At 69.6% G+C, this 22,737-nt stretch carries 14 protein-coding genes and 1 pseudogene; 4 read left to right on the top strand and 11 right to left on the bottom strand.

Translation table 11 applies throughout. The features are described from left to right. Positions 1-13 precede the first annotated feature (13 nt). From tsaE to coaA, 7 genes and pseudogenes are all read right to left on the bottom strand, one after another. Positions 14-520, bottom strand: a complete 507-nt coding sequence (gene tsaE, locus AC3ENO_RS10805; protein ID WP_434970624.1) for a tRNA (adenosine(37)-N6)-threonylcarbamoyltransferase complex ATPase subunit type 1 TsaE — start codon at positions 518-520, stop codon at positions 14-16. Continuing rightward, positions 517-1,656: an alanine racemase gene (gene alr, locus AC3ENO_RS10800; RefSeq protein WP_434970623.1), complete on the bottom strand. Its 1,140-nt coding sequence runs from the start codon at positions 1,654-1,656 to the stop codon at positions 517-519. Before alr ends, tsaE begins: the two co-directional genes overlap by 4 nt. Positions 1,657-1,820: 164 nt before the next feature. Then, positions 1,821-2,168, bottom strand: a pseudogene (locus AC3ENO_RS10795) (holo-ACP synthase); the annotation flags it as partial. A 66-nt stretch (positions 2,169-2,234) separates the two neighbouring features. Continuing rightward, on the bottom strand, positions 2,235-7,517 hold the full coding sequence (locus AC3ENO_RS10790) for a lamin tail domain-containing metallophosphoesterase family protein (RefSeq protein WP_434970622.1): 5,283 nt from the start codon (positions 7,515-7,517) through the stop codon (positions 2,235-2,237). A gap of 151 nt (positions 7,518-7,668) precedes the next feature. Then, positions 7,669-9,522, bottom strand: coding sequence for a glutamine--fructose-6-phosphate transaminase (isomerizing) (gene glmS / locus AC3ENO_RS10785; RefSeq protein WP_434970621.1), 1,854 nt, complete (start codon positions 9,520-9,522; stop codon positions 7,669-7,671). Positions 9,523-9,678: 156 nt separating this feature from the next. Continuing rightward, a complete protein-coding gene (locus AC3ENO_RS10780) occupies positions 9,679-10,980 on the bottom strand; it encodes an esterase/lipase family protein (protein ID WP_434970620.1) in 1,302 nt (433 codons plus the stop codon). Positions 10,981-11,147: 167 nt separating this feature from the next. Continuing rightward, the gene (gene coaA / locus AC3ENO_RS10775) at positions 11,148-12,110 is read right to left on the bottom strand and encodes a type I pantothenate kinase (RefSeq protein ID WP_434970619.1); all 963 of its coding nucleotides are present in this window, start codon (positions 12,108-12,110) and stop codon (positions 11,148-11,150) included. Between the two features lie 133 nt (positions 12,111-12,243). Here coaA and AC3ENO_RS10770 point away from each other — a divergent pair, with 133 nt between their 5' ends. Further along, positions 12,244-12,819, top strand: coding sequence for a YdcF family protein (locus tag AC3ENO_RS10770; RefSeq protein ID WP_434970618.1), 576 nt, complete (start codon positions 12,244-12,246; stop codon positions 12,817-12,819). Between the two features lie 82 nt (positions 12,820-12,901). Next, a complete protein-coding gene (locus AC3ENO_RS10765; protein ID WP_434970617.1) occupies positions 12,902-13,834 on the top strand; it encodes a Ppx/GppA phosphatase family protein in 933 nt (310 codons plus the stop codon). Positions 13,835-14,349: 515 nt separating this feature from the next. Here AC3ENO_RS10765 and glmM read toward each other — a convergent pair. The 3 genes from glmM to rplM are packed head-to-tail and all read right to left on the bottom strand — an operon-like array spanning position 14,350 to position 16,694. Then, positions 14,350-15,714 (bottom strand): phosphoglucosamine mutase, encoded by a 1,365-nt coding sequence (gene glmM / locus AC3ENO_RS10760; protein ID WP_434970616.1) that lies wholly within the window; start codon positions 15,712-15,714, stop codon positions 14,350-14,352. Positions 15,715-15,735: 21 nt separating this feature from the next. Further along, on the bottom strand, positions 15,736-16,206 hold the full coding sequence (gene rpsI, locus AC3ENO_RS10755) for a 30S ribosomal protein S9 (protein ID WP_434970706.1): 471 nt from the start codon (positions 16,204-16,206) through the stop codon (positions 15,736-15,738). Positions 16,207-16,247: 41 nt separating this feature from the next. Then, positions 16,248-16,694, bottom strand: a complete 447-nt coding sequence (rplM, locus tag AC3ENO_RS10750) for a 50S ribosomal protein L13 (RefSeq protein WP_434970615.1) — start codon at positions 16,692-16,694, stop codon at positions 16,248-16,250. A 354-nt stretch (positions 16,695-17,048) separates the two neighbouring features. Between rplM and AC3ENO_RS10745 the strand changes: the two genes are divergently transcribed. Further along, positions 17,049-18,338, top strand: a complete 1,290-nt coding sequence (locus AC3ENO_RS10745; protein ID WP_434970614.1) for an MFS transporter — start codon at positions 17,049-17,051, stop codon at positions 18,336-18,338. On the opposite strand, the gene AC3ENO_RS10740 is transcribed toward AC3ENO_RS10745, so the two are convergent. After that, positions 18,249-20,894, bottom strand: a complete 2,646-nt coding sequence (locus AC3ENO_RS10740) for a LuxR C-terminal-related transcriptional regulator (protein WP_434970613.1) — start codon at positions 20,892-20,894, stop codon at positions 18,249-18,251. The two genes, AC3ENO_RS10745 and AC3ENO_RS10740, sit on opposite strands and share 90 nt — an antisense overlap. Before the next feature lie 742 nt (positions 20,895-21,636). Between AC3ENO_RS10740 and AC3ENO_RS10735 the strand changes: the two genes are divergently transcribed. Next, positions 21,637-22,737, top strand: a 1,101-nt coding sequence (locus AC3ENO_RS10735; protein WP_434970612.1) for a hypothetical protein, incomplete at its 3' end; no start/stop codon positions are given.

Here is a 22,737-nt window from a genome sequence, read left to right as displayed (position 1 = left end):
CGGTCAGGCGCGGTCACGAGGGCTCGCGACGGATGCTGACCAGGCGCGGTGCGTCGGCGTCGAGCTCGGCCGCGGCGGGCCCGTAGGTGCCGCAGGCGGTGTCGACGCCGGTGCCGTGCCATTCGCGCTGCAGCTCGACATCCCACCAGTGATCTCGCAGGCCCGTCACCATGCCGCGACCCCACTCCACGACGACCACCGATCCGTCGTAGTCGATGTCGAGATCGTCGAGCTCGGCGGCGGATCCCAGACGGTAGGCGTCCACGTGGACGAGCGGCGCCCCGCCGACCAGTGACGGATGGGTGCGCGCGAGCACGAACGTCGGACTCTGAATGGGGCCTCGCACCCCCAGCCCCTCGCCGATACCGCGCGTCAGAGTCGTCTTGCCGGCCCCGAGCACACCGGTGAGGACGACCAGGTCGCCCGGGCGAAGCATCCGTCCCATCTCGACCCCGAGGGCGTGCATGTCGGCGGGACTCGCGATCTGGCGCTCGCCGACGAGGTCGTCGAGACCGCTCACGAGGACACCTGCCGCCGCGGGACACGCGGGCCGATGCGTGTGACGATCTCGTAGTTGATCGTGTCGGCCGCGCGCGCCCAGGCATCAGCGGAGGGCACGCCCAGCGTGGAGTCGCCGAACAGGACTGCTTCGTCCCCCACCGAGACAGGGTGGTCGCCGACGTCGACGACGAACTGGTCCATCGCGATGCGTCCGGCCACCGGGAAGGTTCGCCCGCCGATCGTGACAGGCCCCTGTCCCGATGCGTTCCGGGGGACGCCGTCGGCGTACCCGATCGATACGAGCGCGAGGGTCGTCTCGCGCTCGGTGCGGTGCTGATAGCCGTACGAGACGCCGTGTCCGGCATCCACCCGGCGCACCGCCGCCACCGCTGCGCGCAGGGTCATGGCGGGACGCAACCCGAGGTCGGCGGAGGTACGGTCTGCAAACGGGGATAGCCCGTAGATTCCGATGCCCAGGCGCACGCAGCCCAGGCGCGTCTCGGGCAGCGCGATCGCGGCATGGGTGGCGGCAAGGTGACGCAGCGGCGGGGCAAGGCCGAGCGCGGCCGCCGAGCCGGCGGCATCCAGGAACACGCGCAGCGCCGCCCGATCGTCCTCGGGGCTCGTGTTCGAGAGGTGGCTGAACAGGGCGATGACCCGCAGCTTCCCGATGCGCTCGAGTCGGGCGGCCTCGGCGAACACGATGCCGTAGTCGACGGGGGCGATGCCGTTGCGACCGAGGCCCGTCTCGAGCTTGAGGTGCACCCCGACGGGGCGGTCGACGGATGCGGCAGCTGCCGCCTCCTGCAGCTGAGCGAAGCTCGAGATGCCGAGCTCGATCCCCGCGTGCGCCGCCTCGCGGAAGGAGGTCCCGGGGGCATGCAGCCACGCGACGATCGGCGCCGTGATGCCCGCTCGGCGCAGCGCGAGGGCTTCGGTGATGTCGGAGACGCCGATCCTGGTCGCGCCTCCCGCGAGCGCGGCCACGGCCGACCGGGTCGCGCCGTGTCCGTAGCCGTCGGCCTTGACGACGGCGATGACCTCGGACGCGGTCAGGGTGCGCAGGTGCCGCACGTTCGCGGCGATGGCAGCGACGTCGACGACCGCCTCCCGCAGCACGCCCTCCGGCACCCTCGACCCAGGCATGACGCTCATCGCTCCTCCACCCCGGCGCCGCCCCCGACCTCGGCCCCAGCCTCGGCCGCCGAACCCACACCATCTGCACCAGCCCACACCTTTCGCGCGCCGGATGCTGTGGGCTCGGTGCCGGATGTGTGGGTTCGCGCCCCCGGGCTGACGCCGGGTTCGATGACGGTGCCGGACTCGGCGATGACGTAGGCGGTCGCGAGGTGGGCGTCGTGCGACATCGAGAGGTGGAGGGTCGTGATCGACCGGGCGGCGACGACCTCGGCCGTCGATCCGGTCAGGGTGAACCACGGGCGGCCGGATGCCTCGGGCGTGACCTCGATCTCGGTCCAGTGCACGCCGTCGGATCCGCCCAGCGCCTTGATGAGCGCCTCCTTCGCGGCGTAACGGGCCGCGAGCGAGCGCGGCTTCAGCATCCGTTCGTTCGGCGAGAACAGTCGGGGCAGCAGCTTCGGGGTCCGGGCGATCGTGCGCTCGAACCGCGCGATGTCGACCAGGTCGACGCCGATCCCGACGATCATGGACCACTCCTCAGCCGGCGGCGGTGACGGATGCCGCAGCATCCGCCACCCTACCGCCGGCTCCTGTCAGGAGGCGATGCGACGCCGGACCAGGATCGCCCCACCGGCGAGGATCACGGCGAACGCGATGACGGCGAGGAGGCCGAGCGGTCGCGCATCGGCGCCCGTGTCGGCGATCACGCCGTCGCTGATGGCGGCCTGACCGGTCGCCGCCGAGACGGTGACCGTGGCCCAGCCGATGACGCCGCTGCTGTTCTGCACGACGAGTGTGTGCGTGCCCGCCGGGATCGAGGCCGGGACGGTGGCCGTCACGGTTCCGCCTGCCACCTGCGTCCATCCCGAGATCAGGGTGGGTGTGGAGTGCAACCACACCTGCACCCACTCGCCGTCGCGGCCCGGCACCGAGATCGTCACCGGGTCGCCGACCCGCAGCGTGCCAGTGGGCGCGATGAGACCCTCGAGGGACGGATCGAGGTCTGGGACGCTCACGGGAACCGTGTTCTGGGTCGGCATGCCGCCGTTGCCCGAGCCGCCATCACCCGCGCCACCGTCACCGGTGCCACCGTCACCCGAACCACCATCACCCGAACCGCCGTCACCGGAGCCGCCGTCACCGGAGCCGCCGTCACCGGAGCCACCGTCACCGGAGCCACCGTCACCGCCCGAGGGCGCGACCACCGTCAGGGTGCGCACCTCGGAGTCCGCGGTCGCCCCGTACGGGTCGACCGACGACGCGTACCACCCGTACTCGCCGGGTGCGGCATCCCACGTCACCGACGGGGTCGAGCCGCTCTCGACATCGCTCACGGCACCGATCGTGTGCGAGGTCAGCACGTCGACCCGCACGCCGTCGGTGCGCAGCACCTTCTCAGCAGGCTCGATGCCCAGCGCCGCATACGGCATCGTGAACTCCTGGTGCTCGGGGTCGAGCGAGGGGTCATCGGCGTTGTAGTCGCCCAGCGAGGGCGAGTAGGTGCGCGCGATGACCTGCTTGCCCTCGTTGTCGAAGTGCAGCAGTCGCAGGTAGCCAAGACCGCCCTCGGGCAGACCCTGGTAGTCGAACAGGATCTGGTAGACCTGCCGGTCGTCCGTGCCGTCACCGTCGTCGTCGAACCCGTCGATGCGGGTGTAGGCGTCGTGGTAGTGGCCCGAGAAGACCATGCGCACGTTGGGGTTCGTGGCGATGACCTCGTCGTAGATCTGCTGCGGAATGGGTCCGAGCCCGCCGGTCGTGAGCATGTACTCGTGCAGGCTCAGCACGGCGATGCGCTCGGGGTACTGCGCGAGGACCTCGTTCATCCAGGCGATCTCGGCGTCCCCGGGCGCCCAGCCCATGTAGAGCATGAGGAAGTCGATGCCGCCCGCGGTGACCAGGTCGTAGTGGCCGCGGTTGTTCGCGTAGTCCCCGCCCCACCAGGGGTTGGCGTCGAAGCGGTCGGCGCCGAAGTACGTGCCGTAGTTGGTGTAGTCGACCTCCTTGTGGCCCACGTCGTGGTTGCCCGCCAGCACGCCGTAGGGCAGGGCGGCGTCGTCGAGCCTCTGGTACTCGGGGTCGGCGAAGTCCCACTGCCACAGCTGGTCGTAGTCGTCCACGATGTCGCCGGTGTGGAACAGGTACTGCAGGTTCAGATCCGTCCGCTCGCGCAGCAGGTAGTCGTGGATCGCCGTCTGGTGCTGGTGGAACTCCTCGTTGTAGTACTGCGTGTCCGACTCGACCGCGAGGGTGAAGTCGTAGTCCGACCGAGGAGTGTCTTCGGCGTGCTCGGGCTCCACGACGCTGTCGCGGGTCGAGAGGTTCTCGCCGGCGAAGCCCTCGGAGTGCTGCACGAGCAGACGCACGGTGCCGCCTGCGGCGTAGCCGGCCACCGGCAGGACCGCGTCCAGCGCGACGGTCGTGACGTCGTCCTCGGTGACGAGGCGATCCACCTCGTCCCAGCTGCCGTCGGTTCCGAGCGCGTACAGCAGGAGCTTCGCGTCGGCGTTGGCCGAACCCTCCCAGTGCACGCGAACGCGGGCGTCGTCTCCGGCATCCGCGGGCACCGCGACGTCGAACAGCTGGTACGGGAAGGCAGTTCCGGATGTCTCGACAAGCGTCTGACCGTCGAACTCCCCGATCCTGCTGACCTCGTCGGCAGTGAGCGTCCGCGCGGCAGTGCGGTCGGTGGTGTCGGCGGTGCCCACGGTCCCGGTCGACGCCGTCACACCGTCACCGACCCTCAGCGCGTGACCCTCGGCGAAGGTGACGTCGAGGACGTCGCCGGTCGGGTCCACGGCCCGGGCCTCGAGCGTCACCGAGCCCTCTTCGACTGTCGCGCCGTCCTCCGGCGTCACGAGCGTGACGGCGGGGTTCTCGACGGGGGTGCGGAAGGTGATGATCCTCTCGGCGACGTTGCCGGCGGCATCCGTCGCGGTCATGACCACCTCGTGGTCGCCCTCGGGGAGGATCAGCGACGAGGTCGCGTAGGGCAGCGTCACGACACGACCGTCGAGGGTCGTCTCGAGCGACACGAGCCCCGAGCCGAGATCGGTCGCCTGCGCATCGATCGTGAACGCCCCCTGGTAGAGCCTGCCGGTCTCGAGGTCGGTCACGATCTCGGGCAGGGTGTTGTCGACCCGGACGTTCGCGTCGACCTCGGTGCCGGTGACGGATGCCGCGACCACGTGCTCGCCGTCGGTGACCGTCGTCGTGTCCCACGTGTAGCCGACGGCGGTGGCCGCGTCGGACGGCACAGTGAAGGTCGCCTCGTAGAACTCGTACTTTCCGGCGCTGTCACCCATCGAGAGCACGAGGGTGGGGTCGTCGTACCCGGTCGGCGTGAGAGTCCGGCCGTCGGGGAGGATGAGACGCAGACCGCGGATGCTGAAGTCGTCGTTGTTCTCGTCGGGGTCGATCTCGGGTGCGGCCTTCGTGCCTGCCCAGACGCTGACGGTCACGGTCTGCCCCGCGGTGACGTACGCGAGCGGTACGGAGGTGGAGATCGTCTCCCAGCCCGAGTAGATCCCGTCGTCGAAGATCGTGAGGACGTCGCCGCCGACCTTGACACCGTTGCGGAAGAACGTGTCGACGCCGCTGGCTTCGAACGCGAAGACCGGTGCGGCCTCCAGCTGGGGCGAGGCCTCGACGGGGGTTCCGTCGATCGTGAGCTCGACGTCGGCGGGATACGTATCGCCGCCGGCGATCAGGTCGACGTTGCCGCGCACCCATTGCTCGTCGGTGACGTTGAGTCGCACCGGTGAGGTGTCCACCCCGGCGAGCGGAACCCGCACCGGACCCACGACGGTCTCGTTCGCACCGTCGTCGGCGACGACGGTGTACTCGAACCAGCGCTTGCCGGTGAGGTCCGCGGCCGCGATCGGCAGGGCGTAGCGATCGGCACCGTCCGAGACGATCTCGTAGCGCACCGGCTCGGCATCCAGGTTGCTGCGCACGGCGATCGAGACGGTCTTGACCTGCACATCGTCGGTCGCCACGACGGCGATCTCGAAGTCGACGCCCGCGGCGATCTCGGCGGCCGTCTGGTCGGTGATCTGGGGTGCCGTGGTGTCACCGGGCACGATCATGAGTCCGTCGTCGACCTGCTCGGGCGCGATCGCGCCGGGCGTGGCGCTCGCGGTACCGAGCTTGGTCTGCAGGGTCAGGTCGTCGTGGTTGACGGCGTACTGGATCGGCTGGTCGGGGGTCGTGTCGTCGACGCCACCGAGGTTGTAGTACGCGCGGTTGACGGTGAAGCCCGTGTTCGTCGTGATCTCGAGCCCTCGCGCTGCCGAGTTGGCCATTCCGCCGGAGCGGATCTCGAAGAGGCTCTCGTCGGCGACCAGCGAACTGCCGAAGTGGGAGTTGAAGTCGGCAGCCGTGAGGGCGTCATTGGCGCCGTTCTTGATCCAGAAGACGATCACACCGCCCGCGGGGATCGTCGCATTCCGGACGGTCGCCGGCCACAGCGTCGTCGAGGAGTTGGTCAGGTCGGCCAGCGGGTACAGGTACTTCAGGGTGTAGTCCGAGAAGTCGACGGGTGCGCTGGTGGCGTTGTAGACCTCGATGAACTCGTACGCGTCGGAGCCGCCCATGTTGGACGTATCGGGCGCCACCTCGGTGACCTGCAGGGGCGCCGTCACGAGGTCGGCGTCGGGCTGCGGGTCGAACGGGGCCGGAACGAGGGTGTCTGCCGGAATGACGCCCGGCGTCGGGGCGACCTGTGTCGCGAGCACCGCCATCATCGTCTCGGTGAGGCGTGCGGGCAGGCGGTAGTCCACACTCAGGGCGCTCCCCACCTCCCCGGCGGCGTACCAGGCCTCCGTGATGACCTCCTCGCCCGAGACGAGACGGATGCCGCGGCCCCCGCCGTTGGCGAACCCGGACTGGCCGGTGATCGGGATCACCGTGAGATCGGCATCCGCGCCGTAGAAAGTGCGGAAGTCGGCAGCGGTGTAGCCGTCGGTGTTGGGCGAGTACTGCAGCCACAGCACCGCGGCCTCGCCGGCGGGGATGACGCTGCCCGCGGGGACCTCGAGCGCCTTGGCGTTCGAGACGTAGTCGTAGACGACGCTCGTGCCCGTCGCCGTGAGGTCGATGTCGTGGTCGGTGGTGTTGTAGACCTCGACGTACTCCCACCGGTCGGTGCCGGCGTTGTCGGGCGCGAACTCGGTGATGACGAGGTCGCGCGGGGCGATCTCGACGACCGGCTCGGGCTCCTCGGCCACGAGTGCCTCGGGCACGATCGCGCCGGGGGTGGGAGCGGAGCGGGTCTCGAGGACAGCCGCCGAGATTCCGGATGCCGGCACCTGGAAGTGGACGCTGAGGTCTGCTCCCGCGGCCCCGACGGGCACGAAGGAGCGCGCGATCTCGACGTCATCCGCGCTCAGCCGGACCCCGCGGTCGCCACCGTTGGCCATCCCCGCCTGGCCGGTGACGCGCACGACGTCGTACCCCAGCTCGGGCTGCGTCGCGGCGAAGTGCGCTCGGAAGTCCTCGACCGTCTTGGCGAAGCTGTCGACCGTCGAGGTGGCGTAGCTCAACCAGAGGACGATCGTCTCCCCTGCCTCAACCGTCGTGCCCGGCGCGACGGTCAGCGGCACGTCCGAGGCGGTGTCGTCGCTGTCGGCGTAGATGTACGACAGCTCGATGCCCTCAGCGCTCAGGTCGACCGCGGTGCCTCCCGCGTTGTGGACCTCGATGAACTCGAAGTCGTCGTACCCGGAGTTATCGGGCGCGATCTCGGTGATCAGCAGGCTCGGCGTCTCGGGAGCTGCAGCAGCGGGAGCGGCGACCACAAGAGGTGTCACCAAGACTGCGGCGGCGGTGAGGAGGGAGAAGGGGCGGAACAGGCGTGCGGGGGTGGAGAGGGGCATGAACAGCTTTCGTCTGGAGCAACCCTGCGAACCTATGAAGCCCACGTGACCACCGGCGACGCCCGGGTGAACACGGCGTAACCAGCGGGTGAGATCTCGGTGCGCTACGGGTGCGGCCAGCTCTACGGATGCCCCGCGAGCCGAGCGGCGACTACTCCACCGTGACGGACTTGGCGAGGTTGCGCGGCTGGTCGACGTCCAGCCCCTTGGCCGTCGCGAGTCCCATCGCGAAGATGTGCAGCGGCACGACAGCCAGCAGCGGCTCGAAGAGCGGGTCGGCCAGCGGGATGCGCAGCACCTCGTCGGCGTAGGGCAGAACAGCGGCGTCGCCCTCTTCCGCGACGGCGATGATGCGGGCGCCGCGCGCGCGGATCTCCTGGATGTTGGAGACGACCTTGGAGTGCAGCAGCGGCGAGTGCCGCGGGGACGGGACGATGACGAACACCGGCTGACCCGGCTCGATGAGCGCGATCGGGCCGTGCTTGAGTTCCCCGGCCGCGAAGCCCTCGGCGTGGATGTACGAGATCTCCTTGAGCTTGAGCGCACCCTCGAGCGCGATCGGGTAACCGACGTGCCGACCGAGGAACAGCACCGACTGCGTGTCGGCCATCCACCGGGCGAACTGCTCGATGTGCTCTTGCTCGCCCTCCAGCACGCGCGCGATCTTGGTCGGAACCGCCTCGAGCTCGAGCACCTGCTGCCGGATCTCGGTGTCGCTGAGCGTGCCACGGACATGCCCGATGTGCAGTGCGAGCAGATAGAGCGCGGTGATCTGCGCGACGAACGCCTTCGTCGAGGCGACCGCGACCTCGGGGCCGGCGTGCGTGTAGACGATCGCGTCGGACTCGCGGGGGATCGTCGCGCCCTGCGTATTGCAGATCGACAGGGTCTTGGCTCCCCGCTCTCGGGCGTACTTGACCGCCATGAGCGTGTCCATCGTCTCGCCGGACTGGCTGATCGAGACGACGAGGGTGTCGGGGCCGATCACGGGATCGCGATAGCGGAACTCGTGCGCCAGCTCGACATCCGCCGGCACTCGCGCCCACTGTTCGATGGCGTACTTGCCGACCATGCCGGCGTAGGCGGCGGTGCCACAGGCGACGATGATGACCCGGGTGATGCCCGCGAACAGATCGTCGAGACCGTCGAGTTCGGGAATCGACACGAGACCGTCGCGGACGCGGCCACGCACGGTGTTCGCGACAGCTTCCGGCTCCTCCGACACCTCCTTGGCCATGAACGATGACCATCCGCCCTTGTCGGCGGCCGCGGCATCCCACAGCACTTCGAAGGGCTCGACGCCGACCGGGTTGCCGTCGAAGTCGGTCACCTCGACGCCGGCGGGCGTGATGGCGACGATCTCGTCCTGACCGATCGCGAGGGCCTGGCGCGTGTGCTCGACGAACGCGGCGACGTCGGAGGCGAGGAAGTTCTCTCCCTCGCCGAGGCCGATCACGAGCGGGGAGTTGCGACGCGCCCCGACGACGAGGCCCGGGTTGTCGCGGTGCATCGCGAGGAGCGTGAACGCCCCGTCGAGGCGGCGGACGACGGCGCGGAACGCGGCGACGAGATCCCCCTCGTGGGCACGGTACTCCCGGCCCAGCAGCACCGCCGCCACTTCGGTGTCGGTCTCGCTGCGGAACTCGTAGCCCTCCTCGCGGAGCTCATCCTTGATGCCGGCGAAGTTCTCGATGATGCCGTTGTGGATCAGCGCGAGCTTGTCGTCGTCGGCGAGGTGCGGGTGGGCGTTGGCGTCGGTGGGTCCGCCGTGGGTGGCCCAGCGGGTGTGGCCGATGCCGGTCGTACCGGCCGGAAGCGGATGCTCGCTGAGGTCGTTCCGCAGCACGCTGAGCTTTCCGGCGCGCTTGCGCATCCCGAGGTGGCCCTCCGCGTCGATGACGGCGATGCCGGCCGAGTCGTACCCGCGGTACTCCAGGCGCGACAGTCCGGCGATGAGGATGGGCTGGCTCTCACGGGGCCCGACGTAGCCGACGATTCCACACATTCCACACATGGTACGGGGCATGGATGCCGTCATCCTGCGTCGCCGCCGGGAATACGGTCCGCGGCACGCTTCGAGCGTCTCGACCGACCTCCCCGCGGGACGCTTCGAGCGTCTCGACCGACCTATCCGCGGGACGCTTCGAGCGTCTCGACCGACCTATCCGCGGGACGCTTCGAGCGTCTCGACGATGTCCCGGACGACGTCGTCGTTCTCGAACAACCGGTCGTGCGCGCAGGGGCCCGCCAGCGGCGGGATGCCGCCGAAACGATCGGCGATGTCACCGAACTGCGCCGCGCCGTCGGTCGTCGTGAGATCGATCGAGACCTCGCAGCGCGCGATGAAGGTCGATGCGGCGTCCGCGGTCGAGGAACTGACCTCCACGATCCCGTCGCCCGCCTCGATCGTCTCGTCGACGGCCGGGGCCAGATCGAATCCGAACCCGCGCGCCAGGTCGCGCATCGCCGTGAAGGCCTCGGGCGGCACGAGCCCCGAGGTGAGGTGGATGCGGTAGTCGCCCGCGATGGCGTGGATGCGCAGACTCGTCGGCCAGGCGGGCACGCTCGACAGTTCGACCGACCCCGCCCGCAGGGCCTGGCCACCGTCTCCCGCGACCGCGAACACCGTCCGCACGCTCGGCGGGATGTCGCACCCGACACGCGCGTCCGACTCCATCTCGCGGTTGCAGATGCCGACGATCGCCGGCAGGGCGATCTGCGCGAGCACGGATGCCGACGAGAACACCGCCTCCGTCGCCTCACCGATCCCCGAGACGACGGAGGCGACCTCGGACCCCTCGTTCGGCGTCGCGACGGTGATGACCTGCCCGACGTGCACGGTGACGCCCTCGTCGCTGCCACCGAGGGCATAGCGCAGGGCGAGCCCGCCCATCGAGTGCGCGACGATGTCGACCTTCTCCCCCGACAGAGCCGCGAGGCATTCGATCGCGCCCGCCAGCGCCGGCGAGGTGGCCGTGTGGCCGACCCAGAGCGCGGCGATCGAGGAATAGTCGAAGGCGAAGACCGATGTGTCGGGCAGTTCCGTGAGTCGCTCCTGCAGCGAACGCAGATCCACCGCGGGCTCGCCGTCCGATGACCACTCCACAGGGCGCGAGAACGGAGAGTTCGCGATCCCGGTGCTCGTCGTGACGGGGCGAGGCCCTGCCTCGGCCTCGGGCATGGCGGTGCTGAGCCATCCGTGTACCAGCAGCACGGGGTTTCGGACGGGGTCGCCGTCGGTCCCCGTGAGCCGGATGAGATACGGGGACGTTCCCGACAGGCAGGATGCGGCATCCGTCACGGTGCCCGGCGCGGGGGCGGTGCTGGACACCATCGGACGGGCGGCGGCGGAGACGATCGCGGCGACGGATGCGGCAGAGACCGCCGGATCGGCCTGCGCCGCGGACGCCAATCCGGGAACTCCGATCAGCGCCCCTGCCGCTATCGCCGACAGGAACGTCACGCCGAAAGAGCGCGCGTACCTCTTAGGGTGCAGCGCTTTCATACGGCCCCCGGTGACCACCCCGCATAGTTCATCTTTATCATGACGATCGGCGTGTCGCGATATCGGGGTGCGCGGGGGCGGTATGGGACCGCTCTCAGCTCGAGAGCGTTGGCGACTGCGTCAGATCACACCTTGCGAAGCAGCACCCGGTCGACGGCGTGGTCGGCAGCTTTCTGCAGGACTAGTGTCGCCCGATGCTTGGTCGGGAGGACATTCTCGATGAGGTTCGGCAGGTTGATCTCGTTCCAGAACCCCAACGCGGTCTCGACGGCAGTCTCGTCGGTGAGGTCCGAGAACACGTTGAAGAAGGATCCCGGATCCGCGAACGCGCTGTGCTTGAGCGCGAGGAACCGGTCCACGAACCACTGGGTGATGTGCTCGGGGTCGGCATCCACGTAGATCGAGAAGTCGAAAAGGTCGCTGACGGCTACCTCGTTCGGCGAGGGCGGCGGCTGCAGCACGTTCAGCCCCTCGACGATCACGACGTCCGGCCGGCGCACCGTGATGACGGCATCCGGGACGATGTCGTACTTCATGTGGGAGTAGAACGGAGCGCGCACTTCGGGCGCTCCGCTCTTGACGTCGGTGAGGAACTGCACGAGTGCGCGCCGGTCGTAGGACTCCGGGAACCCCTTGCGGTGCATGATGCCGCGACGCTCGAGTTCGGCGTTGGGGTAGAGGAAGCCGTCGGTTGTCACGAGCTCGACGCGGGGGGTGTCGGGCCAGCGGCTCATGAGTTCGCGCAGCAGACGGGCGATCGTGGACTTTCCGACCGCGACCGACCCGGCCACGCCCACGACGAACGGGGTCGTCGTGTCGGCCTCCTGCAGGAATGCGCTCGTGTCGGCGCCGATCCGGCGGGTGGCGCCGGCGTACAGGCTCAGCAGGCGACTGAGCGGAAGGTAGACCTCGCGGACCTCGTCGAGATCGAGGCGGTCGCCCAGTCCCCGCAGCGACACGATCTCGGTCTCGGTGAGGGGCTGGCGCATGTCAGCGGCCAGCCGCGCCCAGTCGTGTCGCAGGATCTCTCGGTACAGCTGTGGATTCAGCTGCTCGCGGGCGTCGAGGGCGGCGGCATCGCTGGGCACGGGGCCATCGTATCCCCGCACACGCGATCCTCCTGCACCTGCGGGCAGCTCGAGTCCGCATCGGCTCAGTACACTGTGGCTCGTCGGAGCACGTCGACGCCGAGGTCGCCGCAGGAGGAGACGGAGGTTGTGCGTGGACGACGAGTCGATCATCAGGCGAGCGCGGTGGGCCCGGCGTGCTGCTCTCGGCATCCTGAGTGCTCTCGCGCTCGTGGGACTCGTCGGGCTTCCGCTGTATGTCTTCCCGCCGACCCCGACGCCGCCGAAGGCCGATCTGATCTACGTGATCGGACCGCCCACGGCGCCCCGGATCGCGGATGCCGAGAGCCTGCGGGAACGCGGCGTCGCCGACGAGGTGCTCGTGTCCGTTCCGCCGTCGGGCGCCGATTCCGCCGATGACCTCGCCTACTGCTGGCGCTCCTACGTCACCTGCCGCACTCCCGATCCGTTCACGACGCGAGGCGAAGCGGCGATGCTCGAGGCGTACGCCGCGGCGGGAGACGACGTCATCGTCCTGACATACACGCCGCACGTCCTGCGCACGAGCTACATCTTCGGGCTGTGCGCGGATGCCGCGACCACCGTGATCCCCGTCGACGAGCACCTCACCCTGTCGCGGTGGATCTACAACTACGCCTACCAAACTGCCGCGTTCGTGAAGGCGTGGATCCTCGGCTGCGCCGAGCCGCCCGCGGACGCCCTGACCTGAGCGTGGTCTGGGCCCTGGTCTGGGCTCACCCTCCCCGGCGCCGGTCGGCGGCCCGATCCGCACCACCGATAGGCTGTCCCCCGTGCGTCTGGGAGTTCTCGACATCGGTTCGAACACCGTGCATCTTCTCGTTGCCGACGCGCACCCCGGCGGCCGCCCCCTGGCGACCACCAGTCACCGCTCCGTCCTCCGGCTCATGACTTACCTGACGGCGGATGGCGCAATCAGTGAGGCCGGAATCCGAGCACTGGTGAAGGCGGTCGCGCAGGCCCGCACCGTCGCCGAGAGCGAGAACGTCGACGAGTTCCTCGCGACGGCGACGTCGGCCGTGCGCGAGGCGACGAACGGACCGGAGGTCATCGCCCGCATCGAGGAGGCGCTGGGTCAGCCGCTCCAGGTGCTCGGCGGGGTCGCCGAAGCCCGGTTCACGTTCCTCGCCGTCCGCCGCTGGTTCGGGTGGTCCGCCGGTCAGATCCTGCTCTTCGACATCGGCGGCGGGTCCCTGGAGATCGCAGCGGGCGCCGACGAGCTTCCCGATGAGGCGGCATCCGTTCCCCTCGGTGCCGGACGGATGACCCTCGCCTACCTTCCCGACGATCCGCCCGGCGAGGAGGCTGTCGATCGGCTGCGCGCCCACGCCCGCCAGACGCTCAAGCCGCTCGCCAAGACGTTCGGTGCGCTTCCCCGCCCGGACCACACCGTCGGCTCCTCCAAGGCGATCCGGTCGCTGGCCAAACTCGTCGGCTACCCGCTTCCAGGATGGTCCGGAAGCGAACGGATGATGCTCCCTCGCGCCGCACTCGGGTCGTGGATTCCGCGGCTGGCGCGGATCCCGGCATCCGCCCGGCAAGAGCTTCCCGGAATCACCGCCGACCGCACCTTCCAGATCGTCGCCGGCGCGGTCGTCCTGCACGAGGCGATGCGGGCGATGGATGTCGACGAGCTCGAGGTGAGCCCGTGGGCGCTGCGCGAGGGCGTGCTGCTGCGGTACATCGAGTCCATGGGCTGGGGCTGATCCCTCCCCCTCCCCCTCGAGGGCGCGAACCCACAGCTCCGGTTGCGAACACACACCCCTGCGCTGCCGAAACATGAGGGTTCGGCGCCGGACTTGTGGGGTCGGCGGGCGGGCTGGGCTGATCAGGCTCGGCAGCGCGACGGGGTCCGCTAACGCAACGGCGCATACCGTGCCCGACACGCCGGCCCCAGGACGCAGCCCGCGGCGTGTCGCCGGATACCTGCGCCGTTGGACCTCAGGGCCGCCCGGACCCACCCGCCGGAACGCTGCCTCCAGTCGCCGTCGTCGTGTCGGCGCCTCTGCGCGTCCTCTACACACGAATCCCCGAGCGCGCGGAGGCAGCACAGGGATCTCGACCGTTGCCTACTCTTCAACGGTCGACGCCGATGGGCGCACGTGCGCGCGGACGCGGCGGTGCGGCGGCCGGGATTGAGGAGTTAGCCCCCGCGCGCCGCTGCGCCGCCTCACCACGCCCGTCACACCCGCCACGCCGGGGACGGATGCCCGTTCCGGTGTCAGGAGGGCAGGCTCAGCCGCTCGCGGACGACGTCGGCGAGCGCTTCGGCGTGGGCGTGGGCGGTTTCGGCATCCGCCGCTTCGACCATGACGCGTACGAGCGGCTCGGTCCCCGAGGGGCGCAGCAGCACGCGGCCCGACAGCCCCAGGGCGGCGGATGCTCGCGCAACGGCCTCCTGCACGGTCTCGTCTGTCGCCACCAGCGAACGGTCGACTCCCGTCACGTTCACGAGCACCTGCGGGTAGACGGTCATGATCGAGGCGAGTTCGGCGAGCGAGCGCCCCGTCCGCGCCATCTCCGACATGAGGTGCAGGCCCGTCAGCAGTCCGTCTCCGGTGGTCGCGAACCGCGACATGATGACGTGGCCCGACTGTTCGCCGCCGAGCGCGAAGCCGCCCTCGTTCATCCGCTCGAGTACGTACCGGTCGCCCACGGCCGTCTGTTCGACACGGATGCCGTGAGCGGCCATCGCCCGGTGTAGACCGAGGTTGCTCATGACGGTCGCCACGAGCGTGTCGGCGGTGAGTTCCCCGCGCTCCTTGAGCGCGACGGCGAGGATCGCCATGATCTGGTCGCCGTCGACGACGGTGCCCTCGGCCGTCACGGCCAGGCAGCGGTCGGCGTCGCCGTCGTGGGCGATGCCGAGGTCGGCGCCGTGCGCGACGACCGCGGCCGCGAGCTGGTCGAGGTGGGTCGACCCGACACCATCGTTGATGTTCAGTCCGTCGGGATCGGCGCCGATGACGGTCACGCGCGCTCCGGCATCCGAGAAGGTCTGCGGCGAGACCCCGGATGCCGCGCCGTGCGCGCAGTCGAGCACGACGTGCAGACCCTCGAGGCGATGCGGCAGGGACTGCAGCAGGTGCAGCACGTAGCGGTCCTCCGCATCCGAGAACCGAGCGATCCGACCCACGGCGGCGCCGGTCGGTTGCAGCTTGTCACCGCTCATGGCGGCTTCGATGCGCTGCTCGACGACGTCGGGCAGCTTCACCCCGCCGCGCGCGAAGATCTTGATTCCGTTGTCGGGGGCAGGGTTATGGGATGCCGAGACCATGACGCCGAAGTCGGCATCGTGGTCGCCGACGAGGTACGCCAACGCCGGGGTCGGCAGCACGCCGGCATCGAGCACATCCACGCCAGAGGAGGCAAGGCCTGCCGAGACGGCGGCGACAAGGAACTCCCCCGACACGCGCGGATCGCGTGCGACGACAGCGGTGAGCCGCTTACCCGCCGCGCGGCGGGCCTCAGCGGTGCGCCCCTGGCCCAGGACGACGGCGGTCGCCTGGGCCAGGGAAAGTGCGAGATCGGCGGTGAGGGCGCCATTGGCGAGCCCTCGCACGCCGTCCGTGCCGAAAAGCGGCATGGTACGCGCTGCGCGAAGCGATTAACGCTTCGAGTACTGCGGAGCCTTGCGCGCCTTCTTGAGACCGGCCTTCTTGCGCTCCTTCACGCGGGCGTCGCGCGAGAGGAAGCCGGCCTTCTTGAGAGCCGGGCGGTTGTTCTCGGCGTCGATCTCGTTGAGAGCGCGCGCGATCCCGAGGCGCAGGGCGCCCGCCTGGCCCGAGGGGCCGCCACCCTGGATGCGGGCGATGACGTCGTAGGCGCCGGTGAGGTTCAGCAGCGTGAACGGGTCGGTCACGAGCTGCTGGTGCAGCTTGTTCGGGAAGTAGTTCTCGAACGTGCGGCCGTTGACGGTGATCGTGCCGGTGCCCGGGACCAGGCGCACGCGCGCGATGGCCTCCTTGCGGCGCCCGACGGCTGCGCCGGGCACGTTGAGCACGGGGCGCGCGGCCTCGACGGCCTCGACGTCGACGGCGGATTCGGTGGTGTAGCTGGTGGGCTCGGTTGCGGTGATGTCGTTCGCCACGAGTATGTCCTTCTGGGTCTGTCCGGCGCTTACTGGGCGACCTGGTCGAGCGTGTACGTCTTGGGCTGCTGAGCGGCGTGCGGGTGCTCGGCACCCGTGTACACCTTCAGCTTGGACAGCTGCTGGCGACCCAGGCTGTTCTTGGGGAGCATGCCGCGGATGGCCTTCTCGACGGCGCGGACGGGGTTCTTCTCGAGCAGCTCGCTGTACGAGACGGCCTTCAGGCCGCCCGGGTAACCGGAGTGGCGGTAGGCCTTCTTCTGCTCGAGCTTCTGGCCGGTGAGGGCGACCTTGTCGGCGTTGATGATGATGACGTGGTCGCCGCTGTCGACGTGCGGCGCGAAGGTGGCCTTGTGCTTGCCGCGCAGGAGCGCTGCGGCGTGGGAGGCGAGGCGGCCGAGAACGACGTCGGTGGCGTCGATCACGAGCCATTCGCGCTGGATTTCGCCAGCCTTGGGGGTGAATGTGCGCGTCACGATAGTGCTGCTTTCTGGTTCGAACGGAGGAGTTCGTGAATCCCGCTCCGGGGTGGTTCCGAGGCCGAAGGCCGCCGAACACGCCAGTGGAGGGCTCACGTTCGCAGGTGTCTGCCGCAGTGAGGCAAGCACCAAAGGGATAGCTTACGGCATCCGGATGCTGCGCGCGAACCATCCGCGCCGTGCCCGTGGTACCAGCCCTGTCGCAACGGCGCACCCCGACCGCGACACGCCGCAGGCGTGGCGGCGGCGCCGGCGTGTGCGCCAAACGGTGCGCCGTTGCGACCTAGCATCCCGGTCGCTCCCGGCGCTTTTCGTCGGCACCCGAACTCGCGAGAGGTTACCCTGGCGCTCATGCCTCCTGCCCTGCGTCGTCGACTGGGACGGGGGGCACTGGTTCCGGCGGCCCTGAACCTTGTCGGGATCGGGGCAATGACGGCGCCCGCGATTACCGGTCTGCCGCTGGCTGTTGATCTTCTCGCTCCCCCGACAGAGCGAACCGGCATCCTCGCGCTGGCTGTGACCCTTGGCGCGGTGGCGGCGACGATCGCCAATCCTCTCTTCGGGGCACTCTCAGACCGCACGCGCTCGCGGCTCGGGGCGCGGCATCCGTGGATCATCGGCGGCGCCGTCTTCGGGCTCGCTTCGACCGCCCTGCTCGTGGTCGCGCCCTCGATCGGGATCCTGTTGACGGCGTGGGTTCTCGTGCAGGTGTCCTACAACGCACTCCTTGCAGCGGCGGCGGGCCTTCTGGCTGACGCCGTTCCGGATGCCGAGCGTGGGCGGGCGTCGGGAGCTTTCTCTGCTGCGGCGTTCCTCGGCACCGTCCCTCCCCTGCTCTTGTCGAGTGTTCTTCCTGATCACATCGGAACGGTGACGATGTCCATGTCGCTTGTGGCAGTAGCCATTGCCGTCATCGCGGCAGCGATGCTCCCGCCGCGCGCCGTGATGGCGAAGCAAACCCCGGATGCCGGACCTGGCGGCATCGGCTCGATCCGCCGATTCGCCCCGGTGTGGGTCAGCCGGTTCATCCAGTCGGTGGCGTTCGGTCTCGTGACCTCGTTCATGCTCTACCTCGTGGCAGACCGAATCACCGGAACGGCGGGCGGCGCCACCGCGCTCACATCGCTGTCGACGCTGGCGGGCGGCGCGGCGATCGTCGGCGCAGCCCTCGCCGTCGGCTGGGTCGCCGACCGGATCGATCCGCGCATCCTGCTCGCTGCCTCGGCTCTCCTCCTGGCGATCGCAGCAATCGTTCGGGCGGGCGCCGGGAGCGCGCCGGCCCTGGTGGTGAGCGCGGTTCTGGGCGGGATCGCCATGGGGATGTTCCTAGCGGTGAATCTCACGACAGCGCTGGGTCGCATCCCCGTCGGCGCCGGCGGCCGATATCTGGGCGCCTTGAATATCGCCGATACGTTGCCCCAGATCATGGTCCCGAGCATCGCCGCCTGGCTGCTCACCCTCGGCGGCTCGGATCCGATCTCGGGCGCCGCCGACAACTTCACGGCCCTGTGCGTAGGCGCCGCCGTGGTGAGCCTCGCCGGCTTGGCGGTCCTACCCTTCCTGCGGTCCGCGAGCGTCAAGGTCGTCGAAGCCGGTGTCGACGCCCGGCCGTACGAGCCCCCAGGCCGCGAGCACGCGTAGCGCGTCGGTTCGGGTGTTCACGCCGAGCTTGCGGTAGAGCGCACGCAACTGGGACTTGACGGTGTTGGGCGAGACGTTGAGGGCGGCGGCGATCTGCGACACACCCTCATGGCGGCCGAGTTCGCTGGCAACGGCCAGTTCACGGGATGTGAGTCGTGGAGCCACACCCGGGGATGGAATCATCCCCCAGCCCCGGGCTCGCTCCACCCGCCTCGCGAAGGCGCGCTGCGCGAGGCGATGTGCGCTGGTGGCCAACTTCTCGAGTGCGGCATCCGGCACCAGCGCCAGGGCGAGCATCTGCGCGTTTTCAGCGAGCGCAGCGTCGGCTCGCTGGTTCGCGGCGCGAGCATGCGCATCGTCTTGTCCCAGGACAGCGACGGCAGCAGCGGTGAGGGCGAGGTGTTCGGCGCGCGTCCGCGCCGACATGGCTTCACCCGGGGCCGCGGTGAGGAGCCGGAGCGCGCGCTCGGGGTCATCGCCGGTGAGAGCAATGCGCGCGCGGCTCACGGCGGTGCGCGGGTCACCGGCACGGCCGAGGATTCGCTCAGCGCCTGAGAGGTCCCCTGCCGCGAGAGCGGCCAGCGCGCTGGTGTGTCGCAGCCGATCGCCCGTGAAATGTGACACTGCCCGCCGGGCCCGCTGTGCGCTCGCGATGCTCCGGATGCGCTCGCGAGCGGTGTCGGCTCGGTGAAGACGCAGTTCGATGAGGACGTCCACGTGCAGGAGTGGGGCCCAGTGCTCGATCGTCTCGCGATGCTCGTCGAGTGTGTGCAGGTGAGCCTGTGCCGTTGCGGCGTCCCCGGACTCGAGAGCGATCAGCGCATGCGCCAGTTGGAGGAAGCTCCCGGGGTAGCCGGTCTTCCACCGGTCGGGCCACTCGCGCGATTCGGCTCGATCCGCGACGGCGCGTGCCTGCGTCATCTCTCCGTTCAGCGCATGCGTGCCGGCTAGGAGCGCGAGTCCCTGGAGTCCGGCTCGATACCCCCCGGCGTCGCTGGCGGCGATGGCCTGCCGGAAACTGGCAATGGCCCGGGGGACATCACCGCTGTAGAGCAGGCTCGTCCCGATCTGATTCCAGACACTGGGCTCGTTGCGCCCCAGCCGTGAGCGGTCGCTGGGGGACAGCGCCTCGATTGTATCGAACGCCTTCCGCGCCGCCTTTCCACCGTCCCTGCCGGAGACACGTTGCGCCACGGATTCGAGCGTGCCCAGAAGCACGCGGTCCGCGGGGTCTCGGGTCGCCGACCGCTGGCGGGATCCGTAGGCCGCCAGGAGGAAGTACTCGAGCGCGCGCAGCCGGTGATCGGGTCGCGCGTTGGCGATGAGCGCCAACAGGGTGGTCACGAGGGGAAGGCGACCGAGCGTGGTGAGCGGAACGTCGCGAAACAGCTGGCTGATCTGCCCGCCATACGGGAGCAACTCGCTCGACGAACGCCGCACGATGTCGGTCACGAACGGCCAGTCCCGTTGGGTGGTTGCCCTCCGCAACGCCTCGAACGGTCGGCCGTGCTCGCTCTCCCAGCGCGCAATTGAGAGTTCGAGTTCCCGAAGCCGCTCTGCCTGCATGTTGCGGCGAGCGGATGCCGAGAGTGCCCGCTGCGCGAACGGCGACGGTTCGAACAGGGCGGCAGCCTCCCGCCGGAGGCCGTGGCTGCCGTGCCCACGCCACTGACCGAGCCCTTCCCGCTCCGCGCGGTCGAGGAGTGCTGCGGCATCGGCTTCTCCGGTCAGGCGGACAGCGAGCTCGATGTCGACGGCATCCGCGAGACAGATCGCTTCGAGGAAGTCGATGAACCGCGAGTCCCAGGACGGCCTTCGGATGCGCAGGAACGAGTCGACGATCTCCGAGACGCGAGACGAGTCGATCTCCCGCAGGGTCCGGTCGCCGCCGCGCCCTCCCGTCGCGCTCTCGTCGAAGGTCAGCAGCCGAGCGAGCCCGGGCGCGCCCCCGTGGTCGAGAACATCCGACACGATCGGAGTGTCTTCATCGGCGTGAAGGAGCGCCGCCGTCTCACCCCGAGTGAGGGCGAGTTCGTCGTCGCGCAGCACGACGACGTCGAGCGCGATCGTGAGGGCGGGCTCGACGAAACCGTTCGCCACGCGGGTGGTGGTGCGCACCGACAGCGATGGCAGATCGTTCAGAAGCCGGATGACGCCGCTGACGGTGTCGGGTTCGAGATATTCGCTCTCATCGATCGCGAGTGCGAGCTCTCCGAGCCGGGCGAGCCCTCGGCGGAGCGTATCCCAGGGCTCGGCGACGAACTGGAAGGCGGCGGGCCCTGCCGCGAGCGGGTTCCCGGAGTCGAGAAGGCCATAGTCGTGGAGGGCCAGGGCGAGGTGGCCCGCGAAGACGGTCGGCGAGCCTCCGCCGTCCGTGACGCGGAGCCAGAGGCCGCGGCGTGGAGTCCGGGCTGCCCACTGGGCCATCGCGACGGTCTTTCCCATACCTGCTGGCGCACACAGCACACCCAGGCCATAGTCTTCCTCGAGAACGGCTTCGAGGCGTGCGCGATCGATCAGCGCGCCGGGAAGGCGCGGAACTCCGGCAAGACCCATCGAATCGACCTCGGCATCGCCACGGGGCGAGGGAGGGCGTGGCGGCGCCTCCCCTAGGATACGGGCCGTCAGAACAGGGGCACAGGCCCCGTAACGGTGCCGCGCACGATTGCTCCGACCAACAGAAGACACGTGCCCAGAAGAAACAGGCTGGCGAACGCGAGGGCCAAGCGCAGATTCGTCATGACGGGCGTGCCTTTCTAGCGCGGATGATCGGTGCGCGGATCCAGACGGCGGGCCGCCACTCGGGGAGATTACGCGGCCCGCCGCTGGAGGGATCTGGGAGTCCCGTGGCGAGCGTAAGCACCCCGCCGTCGAGGTAGGAGCTACCGACCGCGAAATTCGCCCGCCCATTCACCCTGGCGCGGCTGCCCTCAGACCCGCGACCCGGGTGATCTGTCGGGTGAACCTGCGCACCCTGGTTCTCGGCGGCACGGCGGCTTGGCTAGCGTCGACTCGTGCGGCAGCGATCCCTGCCGCGGAGCGCGATCCGATGCGACCTGGAGATCACGCTCGCGATCGCGTGGGGGGCGGCCTTCGGGCCGGAGCGATGGCCGCTTTCCCGAGCGGCCATCGCTCGACCCGTCTCAGCGGCTCACGCGGCGGAACTCACGGGGGTTCGACGCGCACTCTCCAATGCGCTGGGGACACGGGTGCCGCGTCCTAGACTCGTGCCGAATGCGCGTGAAGATGTGCAGGTGACGCCCGATACCCGGCGGGCGGTGGGGGTGAAGGGTTCGCGATGGAGCCGCAGATCGAGGTCACCACTGGGGTGCGCCTTCTCGCGGCCCACGATGCCGGCAATGCGGATGAGGTCGTCGCAATCATCACCCGCTCCCCGCTCGAAGCGTGGTTCGGAGTGCCTCCTGACCAGATGCGCGAGATCCTGCGCGCCATCCCGCCGGATTCGATCCCGGCTGGCAGCGCGGTGCGCGCGTTCCGCCTGTTCCTGAACGGGCCCGTTGTGGCTCACTCAACGACGGACCTTGACCCCAGCGAGATGGCGGCGTCATTCTTCGATGCCCGCGCTCGCGGCGAGGCGCGCGAGGCAGCCGACGTCATGCGACGGGCCTCCGAGTCCCCCCGGATGAATGCGCTGTTCGATGAGACCGCCGGGATGGCGACCTTCCAGGCCGTGCAACTGGGACTGTCACAGATGCTGACAGGCGACCTGGCCGAGGCACTGGCGTCGTTCACGCTCGCGCGCCGGACGCCGCCCCCGGCTCCGCTTACCGCGCTCCTTCGTGACGCATATGTGAAGCCGGCACTCGTACACGCGCTTCACGGCGATCCTCGGACAGCGCGGCGCAAGCTCGCGCTGGCCGCGGAGCTGCCGCGCACCTCCAGCTGGGTCGAGCACGTCATCGACGCGCACGCCGCGCTGGCAGCGGCAGCGGTCGCCGGCGACGGCGGCTTGGATGATGCGGTTGAGCAGGTCGAGCGGATCCCGGTGCCGCTTCTGGGTGAGCTCTGGCCCTACCGCGTGGATGTCCTGTTCCGACTTCATCTGCGTCGCGGGCGACTCGATGAAGCTGAGGCGAGCGTGGCTCGCTTTCAGCCCGCGGCTTCGGGATTCGTTCCCGGCCAGGGCGTGCCCGGAAGTGTGTTCGCGGCGGCTCATGCGACAGCGGCACTCCTGCGAGGCGACGTCCCGCAGGCCCGTGTGCTTCTCAGCGGCATCGATGAGCGCCCGGCGATCTATCGCGTGCTGCGCGAAGCCGTCGCGGTGGGATCCGGCGACTCGGCTGAGGCCATCCGTCGACTGATCGGCCTGCACGCCCAGACCTCTCCCCTGCGTCAACTCGAGTTCCTTCGGGTGACGTTGTTGAGCGCTGCGCTTCTT

Source organism: Microbacterium sp. bgisy207 (assembly GCF_057706855.1).
The sequence above is the reverse complement of the archived record's forward strand: the minus strand, read 5'-3'. Positions and strand labels throughout refer to the sequence as shown.